General features: G+C 69.9%; 15 protein-coding genes. 11 read left to right on the forward strand and 4 right to left on the reverse strand.

All coding sequences use genetic code 11. The features are described from left to right. Positions 1-31 precede the first annotated feature (31 nt). From CQ044_RS04340 to CQ044_RS04350, 3 genes are read left to right on the forward strand one after another with little or no spacing between them, the layout of a single operon-like run. Positions 32-2,038 carry a MinD/ParA family protein gene (locus CQ044_RS04340; RefSeq protein ID WP_105687124.1) on the forward strand — a complete coding sequence of 669 codons (2,007 nt, stop codon included), beginning with the start codon at positions 32-34 and terminating at the stop codon, positions 2,036-2,038. Further along, positions 2,038-2,529 carry a peptide deformylase gene (locus CQ044_RS04345; RefSeq protein ID WP_105687126.1) on the forward strand — a complete coding sequence of 164 codons (492 nt, stop codon included), beginning with the start codon at positions 2,038-2,040 and terminating at the stop codon, positions 2,527-2,529. The genes CQ044_RS04340 and CQ044_RS04345 overlap by 1 nt, the downstream gene beginning before the upstream one ends. 4 nt (positions 2,530-2,533) lie before the next feature. Beyond that, entirely contained in the window at positions 2,534-3,349 is an 816-nt protein-coding gene (locus CQ044_RS04350) for an isocitrate lyase/phosphoenolpyruvate mutase family protein (RefSeq protein WP_105687128.1), read from the forward strand. Positions 3,350-3,420: 71 nt separating this feature from the next. On the opposite strand, the gene CQ044_RS04355 is transcribed toward CQ044_RS04350, so the two are convergent. After that, the gene (locus tag CQ044_RS04355) at positions 3,421-5,247 is read right to left on the reverse strand and encodes a long-chain fatty acid--CoA ligase (RefSeq protein WP_181158177.1); all 1,827 of its coding nucleotides are present in this window, start codon (positions 5,245-5,247) and stop codon (positions 3,421-3,423) included. Between the two features lie 169 nt (positions 5,248-5,416). Here CQ044_RS04355 and CQ044_RS04360 point away from each other — a divergent pair, with 169 nt between their 5' ends. Next, positions 5,417-6,106, forward strand: coding sequence for a 1-acyl-sn-glycerol-3-phosphate acyltransferase (locus tag CQ044_RS04360; protein WP_045272457.1), 690 nt, complete (start codon positions 5,417-5,419; stop codon positions 6,104-6,106). Between the two features lie 64 nt (positions 6,107-6,170). Beyond that, complete coding sequence (locus CQ044_RS04365) at positions 6,171-7,505, forward strand: class II 3-deoxy-7-phosphoheptulonate synthase (protein WP_105687131.1); 1,335 nt, start codon at positions 6,171-6,173, stop codon at positions 7,503-7,505. Positions 7,506-7,606: 101 nt separating this feature from the next. On the opposite strand, the gene pknB is transcribed toward CQ044_RS04365, so the two are convergent. Continuing rightward, the gene (gene pknB, locus CQ044_RS04370) at positions 7,607-9,535 is read right to left on the reverse strand and encodes a Stk1 family PASTA domain-containing Ser/Thr kinase (RefSeq protein WP_105687132.1); all 1,929 of its coding nucleotides are present in this window, start codon (positions 9,533-9,535) and stop codon (positions 7,607-7,609) included. A 91-nt stretch (positions 9,536-9,626) separates the two neighbouring features. Further along, entirely contained in the window at positions 9,627-10,661 is a 1,035-nt protein-coding gene (locus CQ044_RS04375) for a LysM peptidoglycan-binding domain-containing protein (protein ID WP_105687134.1), read from the reverse strand. Between the two features lie 172 nt (positions 10,662-10,833). Between CQ044_RS04375 and CQ044_RS04380 the strand changes: the two genes are divergently transcribed. Then, positions 10,834-11,184, forward strand: coding sequence for an Rv2175c family DNA-binding protein (locus CQ044_RS04380; RefSeq protein ID WP_105687135.1), 351 nt, complete (start codon positions 10,834-10,836; stop codon positions 11,182-11,184). 7 nt (positions 11,185-11,191) lie between these two features. On the opposite strand, the gene CQ044_RS04385 is transcribed toward CQ044_RS04380, so the two are convergent. Continuing rightward, a complete protein-coding gene (locus tag CQ044_RS04385) occupies positions 11,192-12,277 on the reverse strand; it encodes a polyprenyl synthetase family protein (protein WP_105687137.1) in 1,086 nt (361 codons plus the stop codon). Positions 12,278-12,415: 138 nt separating this feature from the next. On the opposite strand from CQ044_RS04385, the gene CQ044_RS04390 reads away from it, so the two are divergent. The 5 genes from CQ044_RS04390 (at position 12,416) to CQ044_RS04410 (ending at position 16,959) form a co-directional block, all read left to right on the forward strand. After that, positions 12,416-12,787, forward strand: coding sequence for a DUF3040 domain-containing protein (locus CQ044_RS04390; protein ID WP_105687139.1), 372 nt, complete (start codon positions 12,416-12,418; stop codon positions 12,785-12,787). Between the two features lie 262 nt (positions 12,788-13,049). Then, positions 13,050-13,481, forward strand: coding sequence for a division/cell wall cluster transcriptional repressor MraZ (gene mraZ / locus CQ044_RS04395; protein ID WP_045272464.1), 432 nt, complete (start codon positions 13,050-13,052; stop codon positions 13,479-13,481). 108 nt (positions 13,482-13,589) lie between these two features. Then, complete coding sequence (rsmH, locus tag CQ044_RS04400; protein ID WP_105687140.1) at positions 13,590-14,543, forward strand: 16S rRNA (cytosine(1402)-N(4))-methyltransferase RsmH; 954 nt, start codon at positions 13,590-13,592, stop codon at positions 14,541-14,543. Further along, positions 14,540-15,115, forward strand: a complete 576-nt coding sequence (locus CQ044_RS04405; RefSeq protein ID WP_105687142.1) for a hypothetical protein — start codon at positions 14,540-14,542, stop codon at positions 15,113-15,115. The genes rsmH and CQ044_RS04405 overlap by 4 nt, the downstream gene beginning before the upstream one ends. A 62-nt stretch (positions 15,116-15,177) precedes the next feature. Continuing rightward, positions 15,178-16,959, forward strand: a complete 1,782-nt coding sequence (locus CQ044_RS04410; protein WP_105687143.1) for a penicillin-binding protein 2 — start codon at positions 15,178-15,180, stop codon at positions 16,957-16,959. Positions 16,960-16,989 lie beyond the last annotated feature (30 nt).

Consider the following 16,989-nt stretch of genomic DNA (forward strand, 5'->3'; position numbering starts at 1 on the left):
CCGATAGGGCGTATCACGGGGGAGAAGCATCATGAGCACAGAACGTAGGAATACACAGAGTGAGGATCCCGAGGAATCCCTCGGAATCCTCGACAGCACTGGGGCCATCGGTACCGTCGGCATCGGGCTGCTCGGCGACGCCACCGCGCAGGTGCCCGTCGCCCTGCCCGTCGCGGACGACGACGATCTCGTCGACGACGACGTCACCGACGGGGAGGCCTTCGCCGACCTCGTCCTCGACGCCGACCCTGCCGCACTCGTCCGCGAGGACGACGGCATCGGACGGATCCATCTGGGGGCGGGCTTCTCGGACATCGTGATCGAGATCCCGGCGGCCGCCGCCGAGGACGTCGTGGTGGCTGAGATCGTCGAGGACGGCGCGACCACGGATCACGAGGTCGAGACCGAGGCCGAAGCCGCGGGCGACGTCGAGATGCCCATGGAGCCGGCGCAGGAGGCGACGGTTCCCGACGAGCCCGTCGCGTCCGAGGATGCGATCGACGACGCTGCTGACGAGGAGCACGCCGCGGAAGCGGCGTTCGTCGACGAGAACCCCGCGGGCGAGCCGCCTTCCGACGAGGTGCCTGCTGATGAGGACCCCGTGGGCGAGGTGTCTGCTGATGAGGTGCCTGCTGATGAGGTGCCTGCTGATGAGGTGCCTGTCGACGAAGTGCCTGTGGACGAGGGCTCCGTGGACGAGGACTCCGTGGACGAGAACCCCGTGGACGAGGACCCTGTGGACGAAGAGCCGGCGGACGCGGTCGCTCCGACCTCTGCGGGCCACGCGTCCGAGGACGCCGAAGACCTGACCGAGGATCCGGTCGCCGACTCCGTGCGTGAAGACGTCGAGGTCGCGCAGGACTCCGGCCGGATCGCGGTCGACGCGCCCGACCGGGCACAGCCGGTGACGGCTGCCGTCGCCGAGTCGATGGTGCTCCGCGCCGTCGACGTGGCGGCGCCTGCGCCCGTGCGAGAGCTCGAGGTGACCACCGCGACCCCCGCCGCGGCTGAGGAGGAGACCATGACCGCTGACCACGCGCGCACGCCCGACCCCGAGCTCACTTCGCGCCGGCTGGACCAGCTCGGTGACCGGGAGCGGGAGAGCGCGGATCTGCTCACCGCCGACCGGCTGCTGGACGCGAGCAGGCTCGTGGGTCCCGAGCCGGAGGGGCTCTGGAGCCACCTGCTCTACACGGTCTCCGGACGCCGCATCAACCTCGGAGACGGCAAGCGCGCGCAGCAGCGCAAGGCTCTGAGCGCACGCATCGCCGCACCGCTGTCGGGATCGGCCCGCTTCGTCCCCGTGCTAAGCCGTAAGGGCGGCGTCGGCAAGACGACGGTGACGGCGCTGCTCGGGATGGCGCTCGCCGACTCGCGCGAGGACAGGGTCATCGCGGTCGACGCGAACCCCGACCGGGGCACGCTCGCCGACCGCATCGCCCGCACCAACAGCAAGACGGTGCGCGATCTGGTGCGGATCCACGACCAGGTCACCGGCTACCACGACATCTCCGCCGTCGTCTCGCGCGATGCCACCCGCCTCGACGTGCTGGCCTCGGACGCGGATCCGCGTGTCTCGGAGGCGTTCAACGACGAGGACTACGACCAGGTCGCCTCGGTCGCGGCGCACTACTACTCGCTCGTGCTCACCGATACGGGCACCGGCATCGTGCACTCCGTGATGGGCGCGACCCTGGACCGTGCGGACACGATCGTGATCGTCGCCGGCCTCAGCGTCGACGAGGCGCGGCTCGCGTCCGAGACGCTCACGTGGCTGGAGACCAACGGCTACGCCGACAAGGTGCGCGAGGCCGTCGTGGTGCTCAACCAGTCGACACCCGGCTCGCCCATGGTGCGCCTGGGGGAGCTGGAGGCGCATTTCCGCACCCGCGTGGCGCACGTCGTGCGCATCCCGTACGACGCCCGGATCGCGGCCGGCAGCGCCATCACGTTCGCCGCTCTGCAGCCCGAGACCCGTCAGGCCGCGCGCGAGCTGGCCGCGATCGTGGTCGAGGGCCTGAGGGAGCAGGCGGCCTGATGGCGGTCCGCGAGATCCGGCTCTTCGGAGACCCCGTGCTGCGCACCGTGTGCGCGGAGATCGGCACGATCGACGACGGCGTGCGCGCCCTCGTCGCCGACCTCGTCGACAGCGTCGAGCTTCCCGGTCGCGCCGGGGTCGCCGCCCCGCAGATCGGCGTGGCGCTGCGCGCCTTCAGCTACAACATCGACGGCGACATCGGCTACGTGCTGAATCCCGTGCTGGTCGAGGTGCGCGGCGAGCCGGTGCCGACCGGAGAGGGCTGCCTGTCGGTGCCAGGCCTCTGGCACGACGCGCTGCGCCACCCGTGGGCCCGCGTGGAGGGCATCGACCTCGACGGCGAGCCCGTGGTGCTGGAGGGGGAGGGGCTGCTGGCCCAGGCCCTGCAGCACGAGACCGACCACCTCGACGGCAAGGTCTATCTCTCCCGGCTCGCCCCGGAGACCCGCAAGCTCGCCATGCGCGAAGTGCGCGAGAGCTCCTGGTTCTGAGCCTGTGACGGAGAAGTCGGCGCAGCGAGCGCTTGCGGACAGGTTTCGATCGTTCCTCGTCCCGGGGGATCCGCTGGTTCTCGTCAATGCATGGGACCCGGTGTCGGCGCGGCTCACCGAACAGGCGGGAGTGCGTGCCATTGCGACGACGAGTGCGGGGATCGCCTGGGCCAACGGCAGCGCCGACGGCCACCGGCTCGATCGCGCCGTCGCACTGCAGGCGCTGCAGCGGATCGTGGAGGCCGTCGCAGGCAGGCTCCCGGTGACGGCTGACCTGGAGGACGGTTTCGGGGACACCCCGACCGCCGTTGCCGCGACCGTCGCGGAGGCCGTGGCGATGGGCATCGTCGGCGTGAACCTCGAGGACTCGCTCCGAGCGCCGGGCGAGCAGGCGGAGCGACTGGCCGCGGCCAGGGCCGCCGCGGATGCCGCGGGCCGCCCGCTCTTCCTCAACGCCCGGATCGATACGCACTCCCTGCTCGGCGATGACGAGCGCTGGCTGAACGAGACCGTGGTGCGCGCCCGCGCATACGCCGAGGCGGGCGCCGACGGCATCTTCGTCCTCGGGGCTCTGTCTGCGACGGCGCTCAGGGACCTGGTCCGTGCCGTGGACCTGCCCGTGAACGTGGCGCTCGATGCGGCCACGCTGTCTGTCGCGGAGCTCGCCGAAGCGGGGGCCGCGCGGGTCAGCGTCGGATCGTCGGTCGCGGAAGCCGTTCATGCCGCCACGCTGAGGATGGCGCAGGAGATCGTGGACGACGGCGTGGCGACCTCGACAGCGGGGCGCATGCCGTGGAGCCGCCTCAACGACCTGTTCTGACGCGAAGCGGGCTCTGAAGGCATGAGGAAGGGCCCCGGGGAATCCCCGGGGCCCTTCCTCATGTCATGGCGTCAGCCCAGCGGCACCGTCGTGGTCGCGGTGCTCTCGTCGTAGATCGCGGCGACCTGCGGCGCGAAGTCCTTCATGATCACGTTGCGCTTGATCGAGAGCTTGGGCGTGAGGTGCCCGCTCGCCTCGGTCCACTCGGAGGGCAGGATCGCGAACTTGCGGATCGACTCCGCGCGCGAGACGCGGGTGTTGGCCACGTCGATCGCGCGCTGCACCTCGGCGCGCACCGCGTCGTTCGTGGCGGCGTCGGCGAGCGACAGGTCCGCCGGGAGCCCGTTGTTGGCCAGCCACGACGGCAGCATCTCGGGATCGAGCGTGACGAGCGCCGCGATGAACGGCTTCTGGTCGCCGACGACGACCACCTGGCCGACGATCGGGTTGGCGCGGATCGGGTCCTCGAGCGCGGCGGGAGAGACGTTCTTGCCGCCCGCCGTGACGATGATCTCCTTCTTGCGACCCGTGATCGTCAGGAATCCCTCGTCGTCGAACGAGCCGAGGTCGCCGGTGCAGAACCAGCCGTCGCGGAACGCGGCCTCGGTCGCCTCCGGGTTGTTCCAGTACTCCTTGAAGACGTTGATGCCGCGCACCTCGATCTCGCCGTCGTCGGCGAGGCGGATGCCCACTCCGGGCAGCGCGGGCCCGACCGTGCCGATCTTCGACTTGTCCGCCAGGTTCACGGTGGCAGGGGCGGTGGTCTCGGTGAGGCCGTAGCCCTCCAGGATGACCACGCCGAGGCTGTGGAAGAAGTGGCCGAGGCGTGCGCCGAGCGGCGCGGATCCGGAGATCGCGTACTGGATGTTGCCGCCCATCGCCTCGCGCAGCTTCGCATAGACGAGCCGGTCGAACAGGGCGAACTTGATCTTCATGCCGAGCGGGATCTTCGCGCCCTCCTCGACGAGGCGGGAGTGCTCGATCGCGGTCGCCGCGGCGGCGCGGAAGATCTTGCCCTTGCCGCCGGCCTCGGCCTTCTGCTCGGCCGAGTTGTAGACCTTCTCGAACACGCGCGGCACGGCCAGGAGGAAGGTGGGCTTGAAGGATCCGAGCGCCGGGAGCAGCTGCTTGGTGTCGGGCTGGTGACCCGTGCGCACGCCGGCGTGGATGTCGAGGATCGAGATGAACCGCGCGAACACGTGCGCGGTCGTGATGAACAGCACGGTCGAGGCGCCCTGGATGGAGACCACGTCGTCGAGCGACTTCGCCGCGTTGCGGGCGAGCTCGACGAAGTTGCTGTGCGTCAGCACGCAGCCCTTGGGGCGGCCGGTCGAGCCGGAGGTGTAGATGAGCGTGGCGATGTCTGCGGCGTTCGCGATGACGCGACGGCGCTCGACCTCCTCGTCCGGGACCTCGACGCCCTGCGCCGTGAGCTGGGCGATCGCCCCGAGGTGCATCTGCCAGACGTCGCGGACGAGCGGGAGGTCGCCGCGCACCTCGTCGAAGCGGGTGAAGTGCTCGGGGGACTCGACCATGAGCGAGATCGCCCCGGAGTCCTCCATGATCCACTGGATCTGCGAGGGGGAGCTGGTCTCATAGATCGGAACCATGACCGCGCCGGCGTAGAACAGCGCGAAGTCGACCAGGGTCCACTCGTAGGTGGTGCGGGCCAGGAAGCCGACCTTCTCGCCGGGCTGGATCCCCGCGGCGATGAAACCCTTCGCGAGGGCGATCACCGCGGTGCGGAAGTCCGCGGCCGTGATGTCGCGCCATCCCGCGCCCTCCGGCACGGAGAACAGCGCGAGATTCGGGGTCTTCTGCACCCGCTGCTCGAGGAGGTCGGTGATGTTGTCCTCGGGTGCGGCTTTCACGATCGCGGGGACTTCGAACTGGACCACGGCAACTCCTTCGGGGCCGGACGGGTACATGCTTCCCAGGAGTCTATGCCATGGGGCGCCTGGGCACAGGGCATCAAGTGTGAGATTCAGTCGCACGATCGGTGAAACTGCGTCGCAAGGGTGAACGCGGCTCTCGTCCTGTTCGCGGCGGCGGGATAGACTGCGGGCGATGATCTACTGGTTCATGAAGTACATCGCCATCGGGCCGCTGGTGAAGGCGATCTTCCGCCCGTGGGTCGTGGGCCGTCAGCATGTGCCCGTCACCGGCGCCGCGATCATGGCGAGCAACCATCTGTCCTTCTCCGATTCGATCTTCCTGCCGCTCATGCTGGACCGGAAGATGTCCTTCCTCGCCAAGAGCGACTACTTCACGGGCAAAGGCCTCAAGGGCTGGGCCACCCGCATGTTCATGAAGGGCACGGGGCAGCTCCCCATCGACCGCTCCGGCGGCAAGGCCTCAGAGGCCTCGCTCAACACCGGCCTGGGCGTCCTGGGGCGCGGCGATCTGCTCGGCATCTATCCCGAGGGCACGCGCAGCCCCGACGGCACGCTCTACCGCGGACGGACCGGCATCGCGCGGATGGCGCTGGAGGCGAAGGTCCCGGTGATCCCGGTGGTGATGGTCGACACCGACGTCGCGATGCCGACAGGGCAGCGCATTCCGAACATCATGCGGGTGGGGATCGTGATCGGCGAACCCCTCGACTTCTCCCGCTACGCGGGCATGGAGAACGACCGCTACATCCTGCGCTCGGTGACCGACGAGATCATGGTCGCGCTGCAGCGCCTGGGGGAGCAGCGCTACGAGGACGTCTACGCCTCCACGGTCAAGGAGCGCCTGGCCTCGCAGGCGTCCTAGGGCGCCTGGCCGCCGAGGCTTCACAGAGCGATCCGCCCCCTGTCCGGCACCCTAGGATGGGGGGATGCCTCAGCCTCTCGATCTCGACTCGTGGCGCGCCCTCCCGATCAAGCAGCAGCCGCAGTGGCCTGACGCCGAGCGCGTCGCCGAGGTCTCCTCGCAGATCGCCGCGCTGCCTCCGCTGGTGTTCGCCGGTGAGGTGGACAACCTCCGCGAGCGTCTCGCCCGCGCCGCCTCCGGGCAGGCGTTCCTGCTCCAGGGCGGGGACTGCGCCGAGACCTTCGCCGGCGCCACCGCCGACCAGATCCGCAACCGCATCAAGACGGTCCTGCAGATGGCGGTCGTGCTGACCTATGGCGCCTCGATGCCGGTGGTGAAGATGGGGCGCATGGCGGGGCAGTTCGCCAAGCCGCGCTCGAGCGACACCGAGACCCGCGGCGACGTCACTCTTCCCGCCTACCGCGGCGACATCGTCAACGGCTACGACTTCACCGAGGGCTCCCGCGAGGCGAACCCCTCGCGTCTGCTGCAGGGGTACCACACGGCCGCCTCGACGCTGAACCTCATCCGCGCCTTCACCCAGGGCGGCTTCGCGGATCTCCGCGAGGTGCACTCCTGGAACAAGGGCTTCGCGCAGAACCCCGCGAACCAGCGCTACGAGCGCATGGCCGCGGAGATCGACCGCGCCATCAAGTTCATGGAGGCCGCCGGCGCCGACTTCGACGAGCTCAAGCGCGTCGAGTTCTTCACCGGGCACGAGGGCCTGCTGATGGACTACGAGCGCCCGATGACCCGCATCGACTCGCGGACGCTCACGCCGTACAACACCGCGGCGCACTTCCTCTGGATCGGCGAGCGCACCCGTGAACTCGACGGCGCGCACGTCGACTACTTCTCGAAGATCCGCAACCCGATCGGCGTCAAGCTCGGCCCCACCACGACGACCGACACGGCGCTCGCGCTCATCGACAAGCTCGACCCGAACCGCGAGCCGGGCCGGCTCACCTTCATCACGCGCATGGGTGCGGGCAAGATCCGCGAGGCGCTGCCTCCGCTGCTGGAGGCCGTGAAGGACTCCGGCGCGCAGCCGCTGTGGGTCACCGACCCCATGCACGGCAACGGCATCACCACGCCGACCGGCTACAAGACCCGGCGCTTCGACGACGTGGTCGACGAGGTGCGCGGCTTCTTCGAGGCGCACCGCGCTGTCGGGACCTTCCCCGGCGGCATCCACGTCGAGCTCACCGGCGACGATGTCACCGAGTGCCTGGGCGGATCCGAGCAGATCGACGAGGAGGGTCTGGCGACCCGCTACGAGTCGCTGTGCGACCCGCGCCTCAACCACATGCAGTCGCTCGAGCTCGCGTTCCTCGTGGCCGAGGAACTCGAGAAACGCTGAGACCCCGCCGAGACACCGACACGAAGGCCCGGTACCGCGCAGCGGTACCGGGCCGTCGTCGTATCCGGGAGCAGACGGCTCACCCGATGCGGACGGTCGGATCAGCCGGAGACCTTGACCCGGATCGTCGAGTTCTTCTCCACGCTGTCGCCGGCCTTCGGATCCGTCCCCGTCACCTGGAACAGGCTCCACGCGATCTCGGGCACGCTGGTCTGCGGATTCAGGCCCGCATTCGTGAGGGCCTGCATCGCCTCGGCGAGGTTCTTGCCGACGACGTCGGGCACCGTGACGGGCTCCGGGCCCTTCGAGACGTTCAGCACGATCGTGTCGCCGGGGCGCCAGTTGCCGCCGCCCTCGCGGTCGCCGACGCCGATCACGCGGCCCTTCGGCACGCTGTCGCTGTAGGAGGCGGACGAACCGGAGTCTGCACCCAGCCCCACCGCCTTGAGCTTGCTCGTGGCATCGTCCACGGTCAGTCCGGTCACGTCCGGCACGGGGCCCAGCGACAGCAGGAGGCGGATCTGGTCGCCCTCGAAGACGGTGCAGCCCTCGCCGCACTCGTGGACGTCGCCTCCCGCGCGCGGGGTGACCTCGGCGTTGATCACGAGCCCGCTGTCCGCGCCGGAGAAGAGCGGCACGGAGTCCTGCAGGGTCAGGTGGAAATCCGCGAGCGCCTGCTTCGCCTGCTGCTCGGTCATGCCGTCGAGCTTGGGGATGTCGTGCTGGGCGGGACCCGCCGAGATCAGCACGGTGACCTTGGCCTTCTTGTCCAGGCGGGAGCCTGCGCCGGGATCCGTGCGGATCGCCTGGCCCTGAGGCACCTTGAGGGAGTTCTCACTGCCCTGCACGGGCGTGAGGCCCTCCTTCGTGATCGTGGCCGCGGCGACCTCCCAGGTCTTGCCCGCCACATCCGGCACCGAGAGCTTGGAGCCGGGACCGGATCCGAACCACCAGCCCGCTCCGCCGGCCAGGACGGCCAGGAGCAGCACGAGCACGAGCAGCAGCGCCCCGCGGGAGCGCCGGTGCGCGGTGCGGCGGCGCAGCAGCGTCGCGTTGTCGAGAGGGGCGTCGGCAGTGGGCGCCGGCGCAGTCGCCGTGGGGATGCCCGGCAGCACCAGGGTCTGATCCCCGGTGTCGCGCATCGGCACGACCGTGGTCTTCGCGGTGGTCGGCGTGGGGGTGACGCCCAGCTCGCGCTCGATCACGCGCAGCCGCTCGAGCATCTCCTGTGCGTCGTCCGGGCGCTCGTCCGGCGACTTCTCGGTCGCCCACAGCACGAGCTCGTCGAGCTGCTCCGGCACGCCGGGATTGCGCACGCTCGGGCGCGGGACCGAGTCGGTGGCGTGCTGGAACGCGATCTGCATGGGCTGCTCGCCCTTGTACGGCTGCTCGCCGACGAGCATCTCGTAGAGCATGATGCCGAGCGCGTAGATGTCGCTGCGGGCGTCCGCGGTGCCGCGGGTGACGAGCTCCGGCGCGAGATAGGCGATCGTCCCCATCAGCTGGGCGCCCGAAGCGGTGTTCGCGGTGGTCGCGCGGGCCAGGCCGAAATCGCCGATCTTGATCCGGCCGTCCTCGGCCAGAAGCACGTTCTCGGGTTTGACGTCGCGGTGCACGATGCCGGCGCGATGCGCGGCGGCGAGGCCGGACAGCACGGCATCCATGATCGTGATGGTCTGCGGCACGGTGAGCCGGCGCTGCTCGCGCATGAGCTCCCGCAGCGTGATGCCGGGCAGGTACTCCATCACGAGGTAGGCGAGCTCGCCGTCCTGGCCCTGGTCGAAGACGTTGACGACGTGCGGATCGGCCAGGCGGGCGGCTGCGCGCGCCTCCTGGATGAAGCGGCTCTGGAACACCGAATCGTCGCTGAGATGGCCGTGCATGACCTTCAGTGCGATGCGGCGCTCGAGGCGCAGATCCGTGGCGACGTACACCGTCGCCATGCCGCCACGCGCGATCCGGGCGCGGACGCGATAGCGACCGTCGACGAGCCGCCCGATGAGGGGGTCGGCTTGTTGGCTGGTCGTCACGGCAAGAGTCTATGGAGAACTCGCTGAGAGCCCGGGGAACGGCTCGCGTGCGAGCGCTTTTCCGTTCTCCGCGAGCGGATCCCGCGGCGGCTCAGCCGAGCGCCGCGAGCCAGCCGTCCGCCTGCGGCTCCCACAGCCCGTAGCGGGCGGGGAAGGCGGAGATCTGCACGTCCTGCGCGGCCTCGCTAAAGCCGAGCCCCTCCCAGCCGGGGATGTCGAGCAGCCCGTTGGTGTGGGGTGTGCCCACGTAGAAGGCCCTGATCGCGTAGTCCGCGTCAGCGATCTGCTCCGGCGTGCCCCAGCCGGTGCTGGGACGCTGCTGGAACAGCCCGATCGAGTCGCGGTCCCCGGACGCGGTGTTCACGAGGCCGGACTCGACCATCGCGGTGGCCAGGGCGATCGCGATGCCGTGGTCGCTCACGCCCAGCTCCCGGCCGACCTGGATGATGTGCTGCGCGTTGGCGGTCTGCACATCGCTCAGCACGACCTGGGGGGCCGTGTACGTGTCCGGTGCGGGCTGGGGCGCGACGTCGGCCAGCGCCGGCATCGGAACGGGCGCGGGCGCCGGCGCGGGCGCGGCGAAGCGCAGCGTCTGGCCGGGGTAGATGATCGAGTCGGGGGAGAGGGCGTTCGCCGCGTACAGGTCCGCGAGCGTGATCCCGTGCTCGTGCGCGATCGACCAGAGCGTGTCGCCGGCGACCACGTCGTAGCCCGTGCCGGCGGTGTCGGACGCAGGGGCGGGGGCTGCTGCCTCCGCGGGCGCGGCAGCAGCAGGCTCCGGGGCCGACCCGCCGAGGGCGAGCACCTGGCCGGGATAGATGATCGAATCGGATCCGAGTCCGTTCGCCGCATAGAGTGCGGCGACGCTGATGTCGTGGGCGCGCGCGATGTCCCAGAGCGTGTCGCCGTCCTGCACGGTGTAATGCGTCGGCGGTGCGGTCTCGGTCGGCACGTTCCGTGCGGCCAGTGCGGCCGCGACCGCTCCGGTCGGGAGCGCGGCCAGCGGAGCGCGCACGGGAGTGTGCGCCTGCGCAGGCGTCGCCGCGAGCGCGGTCGCCACCGTCGTCAGCAGCACGGTCGGCACTGCGAGGCAGAGTGCGCGGCGCGGACTCGTCGTGGTCGTCATGGATCCCCCGATTCTGACGTCTGACGCCGAGCGCGTCCTTGCGCGTCGGCCCTACGACGCTGTCACGGATGAGTATTCAAGTCAACAGAAGTGAAGAATGTGAAAGATGTGGTCAGGCGCGGAATCGCAGCTGGTGATCCCCGGTCCTCTCAGGGGATGAGAACATTGCTGGGTGTCTGAAACGGAAACGGCGGCCCAGGCGGCCGAATGGCTGACCCTGCCCGAGCTCGTCGAGATCCTGGGCGAGACGCTCGGGCGAGTGCGCCGGCTGTTCGATGAGCACTACCTCATCGGGTCGCGCCGCAACGGCCCGCTCGCGGTTCCTGCGGTCTTCCTCAAGGACGACCAGCCGCTCGGATCCCTGCGCGGCACGATCATCGTGCTCAAGGACGCCGGGTTCAGCGACGACGAGGCCATCGACTGGCTGCTCGCCGAGGAGGAGTCGATGGGCCGCGCGCCGATCGCCGCTCTGCGCGAGGGCCACAAGAGCGAGGTGCGCCGGATCGCCAGAGCCCTGGCCTGATCCGGCCTCAGGCGGTGCGCTGCGTCGCGTCGCGCGCGAGCCCGCGCAGCAGGTCGAGCGCGCCGGCATCGAGCGGGGCGCCCTGCAGCGCAGCCTCGCCTGCCTCGGCGTACTCCGTGATGAGCTGCTCCATGCGGGTCAGCGCACCGGATTCGACGATGATCTCCTGCAGGCTGACGATCTGATCCGCGGTGAGGTGCGGGTCGCCGAGCAGCTCGTCGACGATGCGCCGCCCCTGCGGAGCCAGCGCCTGGCGGGTCCAGGCGATGAGCAGCGTGCGCTTGCCCTCGCGCAGATCGTCGCCCGCCGGCTTGCCGGTGACCTTCTCGTCGCCGAACACCCCGAGCACGTCGTCGCGCAACTGGAACGCCATCCCGAGCGGGTGGCCGAACGCGCGCAGTGCCGTCTGCTGCGCCCCATCGGCGCCGGCGATCGCTGCCCCGATCAGCAGCGGCTGCTCGACGCTGTACCGCGCGGCCTTGAGCGAGACGACGCGCAGGGCGCGCTCCGCATGGCCGTCGTCGACGTTCACGCTCCAGGCCGATTCCTCGGCGATGTCCAGGAACTGGCCGATCGTGACGTCGCGCCGCATCCTGGCGTACTCCGCACGGACGGCATCGGCATGCGGGCTCGCCGCGATGCCCGCCTCCAGCAGGTCGTCGCTCCAGGCGACCAGCAGGTCGCCGAGCAGCACGGCGGCGGCGCGACCGAAGTCCACGGCGCTCCCGCTCCATCCCTGTCCCACATGCGCCGCCTCGAGGGCGCGATGTGCCGAGGGGCGGCCTCGGCGGGTGTCGGAGTTGTCGATCAGATCGTCGTGCACGAGGGCGGCGGACTGGAACACCTCGAGCGCGGCGCAGGCGTCCCAGAGGGCTGCCGGCTCGACGTCGATCTCGTCGAGTCCCGCGACCGATGCCCATCCCGCGTGGCAGAACCTGGCGCGCAGTCGCTTGCCTCCGCGGAGGGTCGCCTCGGCGGAGGAGACGAAGGCGGAGGCATCAGGACCGTAGGTCGCGGTCTCCTCGCGCATCCGGGCGACGAAGGCGTCGAGACGGGCGGAGACCTGGTCGATCACAGCGGAGGAGGATGCCACCGGATCAGCCTACCCAGCACCGTCATGACCCGGTCGCGGGCGCGTTCTGCAACGTGATGCCCAACTCCCAGCCGAATCCCTACCCCGGTGCATCCCGGCGCGCGTAGACTGTGGGGAAGACCACCCGAGGGGGACGAAATGCCACTCTCCGAACAGGAGCAGCGTCTGCTCGATGAGATGGAGCGCCATCTCATGCAGAATGACGCCGACGTCGTTTCCGCGCATGCAGGAGACCGCGCGCTCAGCTATCGCAATCTCATCTACGGAGCCGTGCTGCTGCTGGCCGGCGTCGGCGGCCTGATCGTGGGCGTCGTGGTCGGCAACATCGCCGGGATCATCATCGGCGTCGTCGCTTTCGCGGCCATGCTCGGCGGGCTCATGCTGGCCCTGACACCGGTGCACCAGAGCGGCGGTCGCGACGGGGGATCCGCCACGAAGACGAAAGAGCCGTCTCCGTCGTTCATGGATCGCATGAACGACCGGTGGGATCGCCGCCACGAGGAGCGCTGACCTCCTCGCTCAGACTTCCTGAGGGCCCGGACGCTGCGGCGTCCGGGCCCTCCGTCGTTCCCCGGACTCGTCCGCCCCCGGGATCCTCCCTTTCGCCCCACGAATCCCTCCACTGCCCTCCACAGGCCCCCGTTCCGCATGATTCCGCGGAACAGGGGCCTTCGTCGTCCCGGGCGACATGCCCCTCCGGACACGAATAGGTATCGAAATGGAGGGATGTGGAGTAAAGTGGAGGAAACGGCGGCGAAAGGGGGATAGGCGCATGTTGCTCGGCACGCATTCCCCCAAGCTCGACGACAAGGGCCGCGTCATCCTCCCCGCCAAGTTCCGCGAGGATCTGGCCGGCGGCATCGTCGTCACCCGCGGTCAGGACCGCTGCCTGTATGTGTTCAGCACGGCCGAGTTCGAGAGCGTGCACGAGCGCATCCGCCAGGCGCCGCTCGCGAACAAGGAGGCGCGGGCATTCCTGCGCATGTTCCTCTCCGGGGCGAGCGCCGAGATGCCGGACAGCCAGAACCGCATCACCATCCCCGCCCACCTGCGCTCCTACGCGGGCCTGGGCAAGGAACTCATCGTCACCGGTGTCGGCGCGCACGCCGAGATCTGGGACGCGGCGGCGTGGAACGCGTACGCCGAAGGACACGAAGACGCCTTCGCCGAACTCGAGGAGGAGGTGATCCCCGGCCTGTTCTGAACGGGCCCCTGGCTGTGACTCCCAGCCGCTCCCGCCCCGGCGCACCTTCCCCGGTGCCGGGTCGAGCGGATGGGGATCAGGGCCAGGGACCGGAGGGCCGAAGGAACCATGGACATCCGACGCATACACACCCCCGTGATGCTCGAGCGCTGCGTCGAGCTGCTGGCACCCGCCCTGCAGCACGACGGGGCGATCCTCGTCGATGCCACGCTCGGCATGGGCGGGCACTCCGAGGCCTTCCTCGAGCGCCTGCCGCACATCCGCCTGATCGGGCTCGACCGCGACACCGACGCCCTGCGGATCGCGGGGGAGCGGCTCGCCCGCTTCGGCGACCGCGTCACGCTCGTGCACACGGTCTACGACGCGATCGGCACCCATGCCGAGGGTGCATCCGGAATACTCTTCGACCTCGGCGTCTCGTCGCTGCAGCTGGACGAGGCCGAGCGCGGTTTCGCGTACGCCAAGGATGCGCCGCTGGATATGCGGATGGATCAGTCGAGCGGCATCACCGCCGCCGAGGTTCTCGCCACCTACAGCGAGGGCCAACTGCGCCGCATCTTCGAGCGCTACGGCGAGGAGAAGCTGGCCGGACGCTACGCCCGAGCCATCATCTCGGCCCGCCAGTCCGCTCCGCTGGAGCGGTCGGGGCGCTTGGTCGAGGTGCTGCAGGAGGCGACCCCCGCCGCGGTCGCGCGGACGGGGCACCCCGCCAAGCGGGTGTTCCAGGCGCTGCGGATCGAGGTGAACCGGGAGCTGAACGTGCTCGCCGACGCGATCCCGGCCGCGATGGACGCGCTCGTCCTGGGCGGGCGGATCGTCGTCATGTCGTACCAGTCCCTCGAAGACCGGCTCGTCAAGCAGGCGTTCTCCGCGGCCTCCGCCTCGACGGCGCCCGCGGGCCTGCCGGTCGAGCTGCCGGAGCACGCACCGCGGTTCAAGACGCTCACTAAGGGCGCGGAGCTCGCCGACGAGGAGGAGCGCGCGGCCAATCCCCGTGCCATCCCGGTGCGCCTGCGCGCCGCAGAACGTGTGAGAGACGATCAGAGGAGCGCCGCGCGATGAGCCTGGCCGAGAACGCCCTGCGGCAACCGGAGTTCGACGAGCCGGAGCGCTCGCGCCACCTCCGTGCGGTCGAACGCCCGGCCCGCCGTCGACGCCCGCGTCTGGCGTACGCCATCGTCGCCCTCGCCGGCGCCGCCCTCATCGCCGGGGCGCAGATCGCGCTCACGATCGCGACTACGCAGGACTCGTTCGAGGTCGCGAAGCTGAGCCAGCAGAACAAGCAGCTGACGTGGCAGGCGCAGGCCGCCGCGCAGGACCTCGACGGGATCAGCTCGCCGCAATCTCTCGCGGCGGAGGCCAGCAAGCTCGGCCTCGTGGTCGGCGGCAGCGCCAGCTACCTGCGACTGAGCGACGGCGGCGTCATCGGCGCCGCCGGTCCCGCACCCTGGGCCTCCACCGTCAACCCCACCGGGGGCAACGCCGTTCCGAACGCGCTGGTCCGCGACACGCCGCCGCCCCCCGAGAGCAACCCGGGGGGAGCGGGCGTAGAACCGAAGGCACAGGAGGCGGCGCCGGTGCAGCCGGCGGCGCCGCCGACGGCCGAGGGACTGCCGACGCCGACCATCCGCTGACATGAGCAGCCGACGCACCCGCCCGAGACGATGACAGACCGCGAGCCCCGGATGGAGATCCGATGACACCCCGAGCCAGTCGGACCCCGCGCCGGCGGACCGTCCTCGCCCTCGCCGTGATCGTCGCGGTCATGTGCGGCTTCCTGGTGCGCCTCGTCGACATCCAGGTGGTGAGCGCGGCCGCGAACGTCACCCAGTCCGTCGACTGGAGCCTCGGGACGTCCCGGGAGATCGACGGCGCGCGCGGGAAGATCGTCGATTCGAACGGGACGGTGCTCGCGGAGAGCCAGCTCGTCTACGACATCGACATGGATCCGTCGATCATGCTCGGCCTCGAGACGGCCAAGACTCCTCCGAAGCTGCCGTGGGCACAGGCATCGGACAAGATCGCACAGATCCTCGGCGAGAAGGGCGATGCGATACGCGCCGTTGTCGCGGACAGGCTGAAGGAGGACCCCGAGGCGAAATGGGTCCAGCTGAAGAAGGGCGTGAGCGCCGACCAGTTCCTGAAGCTGCGCGCCCTCGACCTCGTCTACCTGCAGCCCAATCCGCGCTCGGTCCGCGTGTATCCGAACGGAGCGGTCGCGGGAAATCTCATCGGGTTCATCGCCGGAAACGGTGACAAGGAGGGCCTCGAAGAAGCCCAGAACCAGTGCCTGAGCGCGACCAAGGGCAAGGAGAGCTTCCTCACCGGCAAGGACGGCGTCGTCATCCCGGGGAGCCAGCAGGAGAAGCCCGCGATCGACGGCGGCACCGTGAAGCTCACGATCAACACGGAGCTGCAGTGGTATCTGCAACAGATGATCTCCGAAGAGGTCAAGGCGCAGGCCGCGAAGGCCGGGACGGTCACCGTCGTCGAGGTCGGCACGGGCAAGATCCGCGCGGCCGCGGAGTTCCCGAGCGTCGATCCCAACGACCCGGGAGCGGTGAACCCCGAGGATCGCGGATCGCGGATCTTCTCGACGAGCTTCGAGCCGGGATCCACGTTCAAGGCGATCACCGCCGCCTCCGTCATGGAGTACGCGAACGCCGACGCATCGACCTCGATCACCGGGGCGTCCAGCCACGAGGAGTTCCCGAACGGCGCGGTCATCAACGACGCCTTCGAGCACCCGGCCTACGACTACACGCTCGCGGGCGCGCTCATCGATTCGTCCAACGTGGCGCTGTCGAAGTTCGGCGACATGGTGACCGATCAGCAGCGCTACGACGAGCTGGTGAAGTTCGGGGTCGGCAGCAAGACCGCGATCGACTTCCCCGGCGAGGCCGCCGGCATCATCCACCCGGTCAAGGACTGGGACTACCAGTCGCACTACACGACGACGTTCGGCCAGTACTACACCGTCACCGCCCCGCAGGTCGCCAGCGCCTACCAGGCCATCGCGAACGGCGGCGTGAAGATCCCGCTGTCGCTCGTGGAGTCCTGCACGGACGGCACGGGCAAGGTCACCGACGCCCCGGCGCCGAAGCCGCAGCGCGTGTTCGACGCGACCAAGGACGCCGAGCTCAGCCGCATGATCGAGAACGTGGCCGAGCAGGGCAGCGTCTCCGACCTGATCAAGGTCCCCGGCTACCGGATCGCGGCGAAGACCGGAACCGCGCAGAAGCCGGATCCTGAGACCGGCGCGTACAAGGAGGGGATCTACTTCACCAGCATGGTGGGATACGCCCCCGCCGACCACCCCGAGTACGTCGTCGTGGTCACCCTCGACGAGCCCACTAGGGTAACCTCGTCTGCGGCCACCGCGCCCGCCTTCCAGAAGGCCATGACGCAGGTGCTGAAGACCTATCGCGTGCAGCCCTCCACCACACCCATGGAACCGCTGCTGCCCAAGTTCAAGTGATGGCCGCCGTCGCCCGAGCACGGCGACATC

Origin of the sequence: Microbacterium sp. MYb64, assembly GCF_002979495.1 — a bacterium.
Classification (GTDB): Bacteria; Actinomycetota; Actinomycetes; order Actinomycetales; family Microbacteriaceae; genus Microbacterium; species Microbacterium azadirachtae_A.

Excerpts from the sequence above, each read along its gene's own strand:
- CQ044_RS04340 (WP_105687124.1), top strand. The coding sequence starts at position 32 with ATGAGCACAGAACGTAGGAATACACAGAGTGAGGATCCCGAGGAATCC.
- CQ044_RS04345 (WP_105687126.1), top strand. The coding sequence starts at position 2,038 with ATGGCGGTCCGCGAGATCCGGCTCTTCGGAGACCCCGTGCTGCGCACC.
- CQ044_RS04360 (WP_045272457.1), top strand. The coding sequence starts at position 5,417 with ATGATCTACTGGTTCATGAAGTACATCGCCATCGGGCCGCTGGTGAAG.
- CQ044_RS04365 (WP_105687131.1), top strand. The coding sequence starts at position 6,171 with ATGCCTCAGCCTCTCGATCTCGACTCGTGGCGCGCCCTCCCGATCAAG.
- CQ044_RS04375 (WP_105687134.1), bottom strand. The coding sequence starts at position 10,661 with ATGACGACCACGACGAGTCCGCGCCGCGCACTCTGCCTCGCAGTGCCG.
- CQ044_RS04390 (WP_105687139.1), top strand. The coding sequence starts at position 12,416 with ATGCCACTCTCCGAACAGGAGCAGCGTCTGCTCGATGAGATGGAGCGC.
- mraZ (WP_045272464.1), top strand. The coding sequence starts at position 13,050 with ATGTTGCTCGGCACGCATTCCCCCAAGCTCGACGACAAGGGCCGCGTC.
- rsmH (WP_105687140.1), top strand. The coding sequence starts at position 13,590 with ATGGACATCCGACGCATACACACCCCCGTGATGCTCGAGCGCTGCGTC.
- CQ044_RS04405 (WP_105687142.1), top strand. The coding sequence starts at position 14,540 with ATGAGCCTGGCCGAGAACGCCCTGCGGCAACCGGAGTTCGACGAGCCG.
- CQ044_RS04410 (WP_105687143.1), top strand. The coding sequence starts at position 15,178 with ATGACACCCCGAGCCAGTCGGACCCCGCGCCGGCGGACCGTCCTCGCC.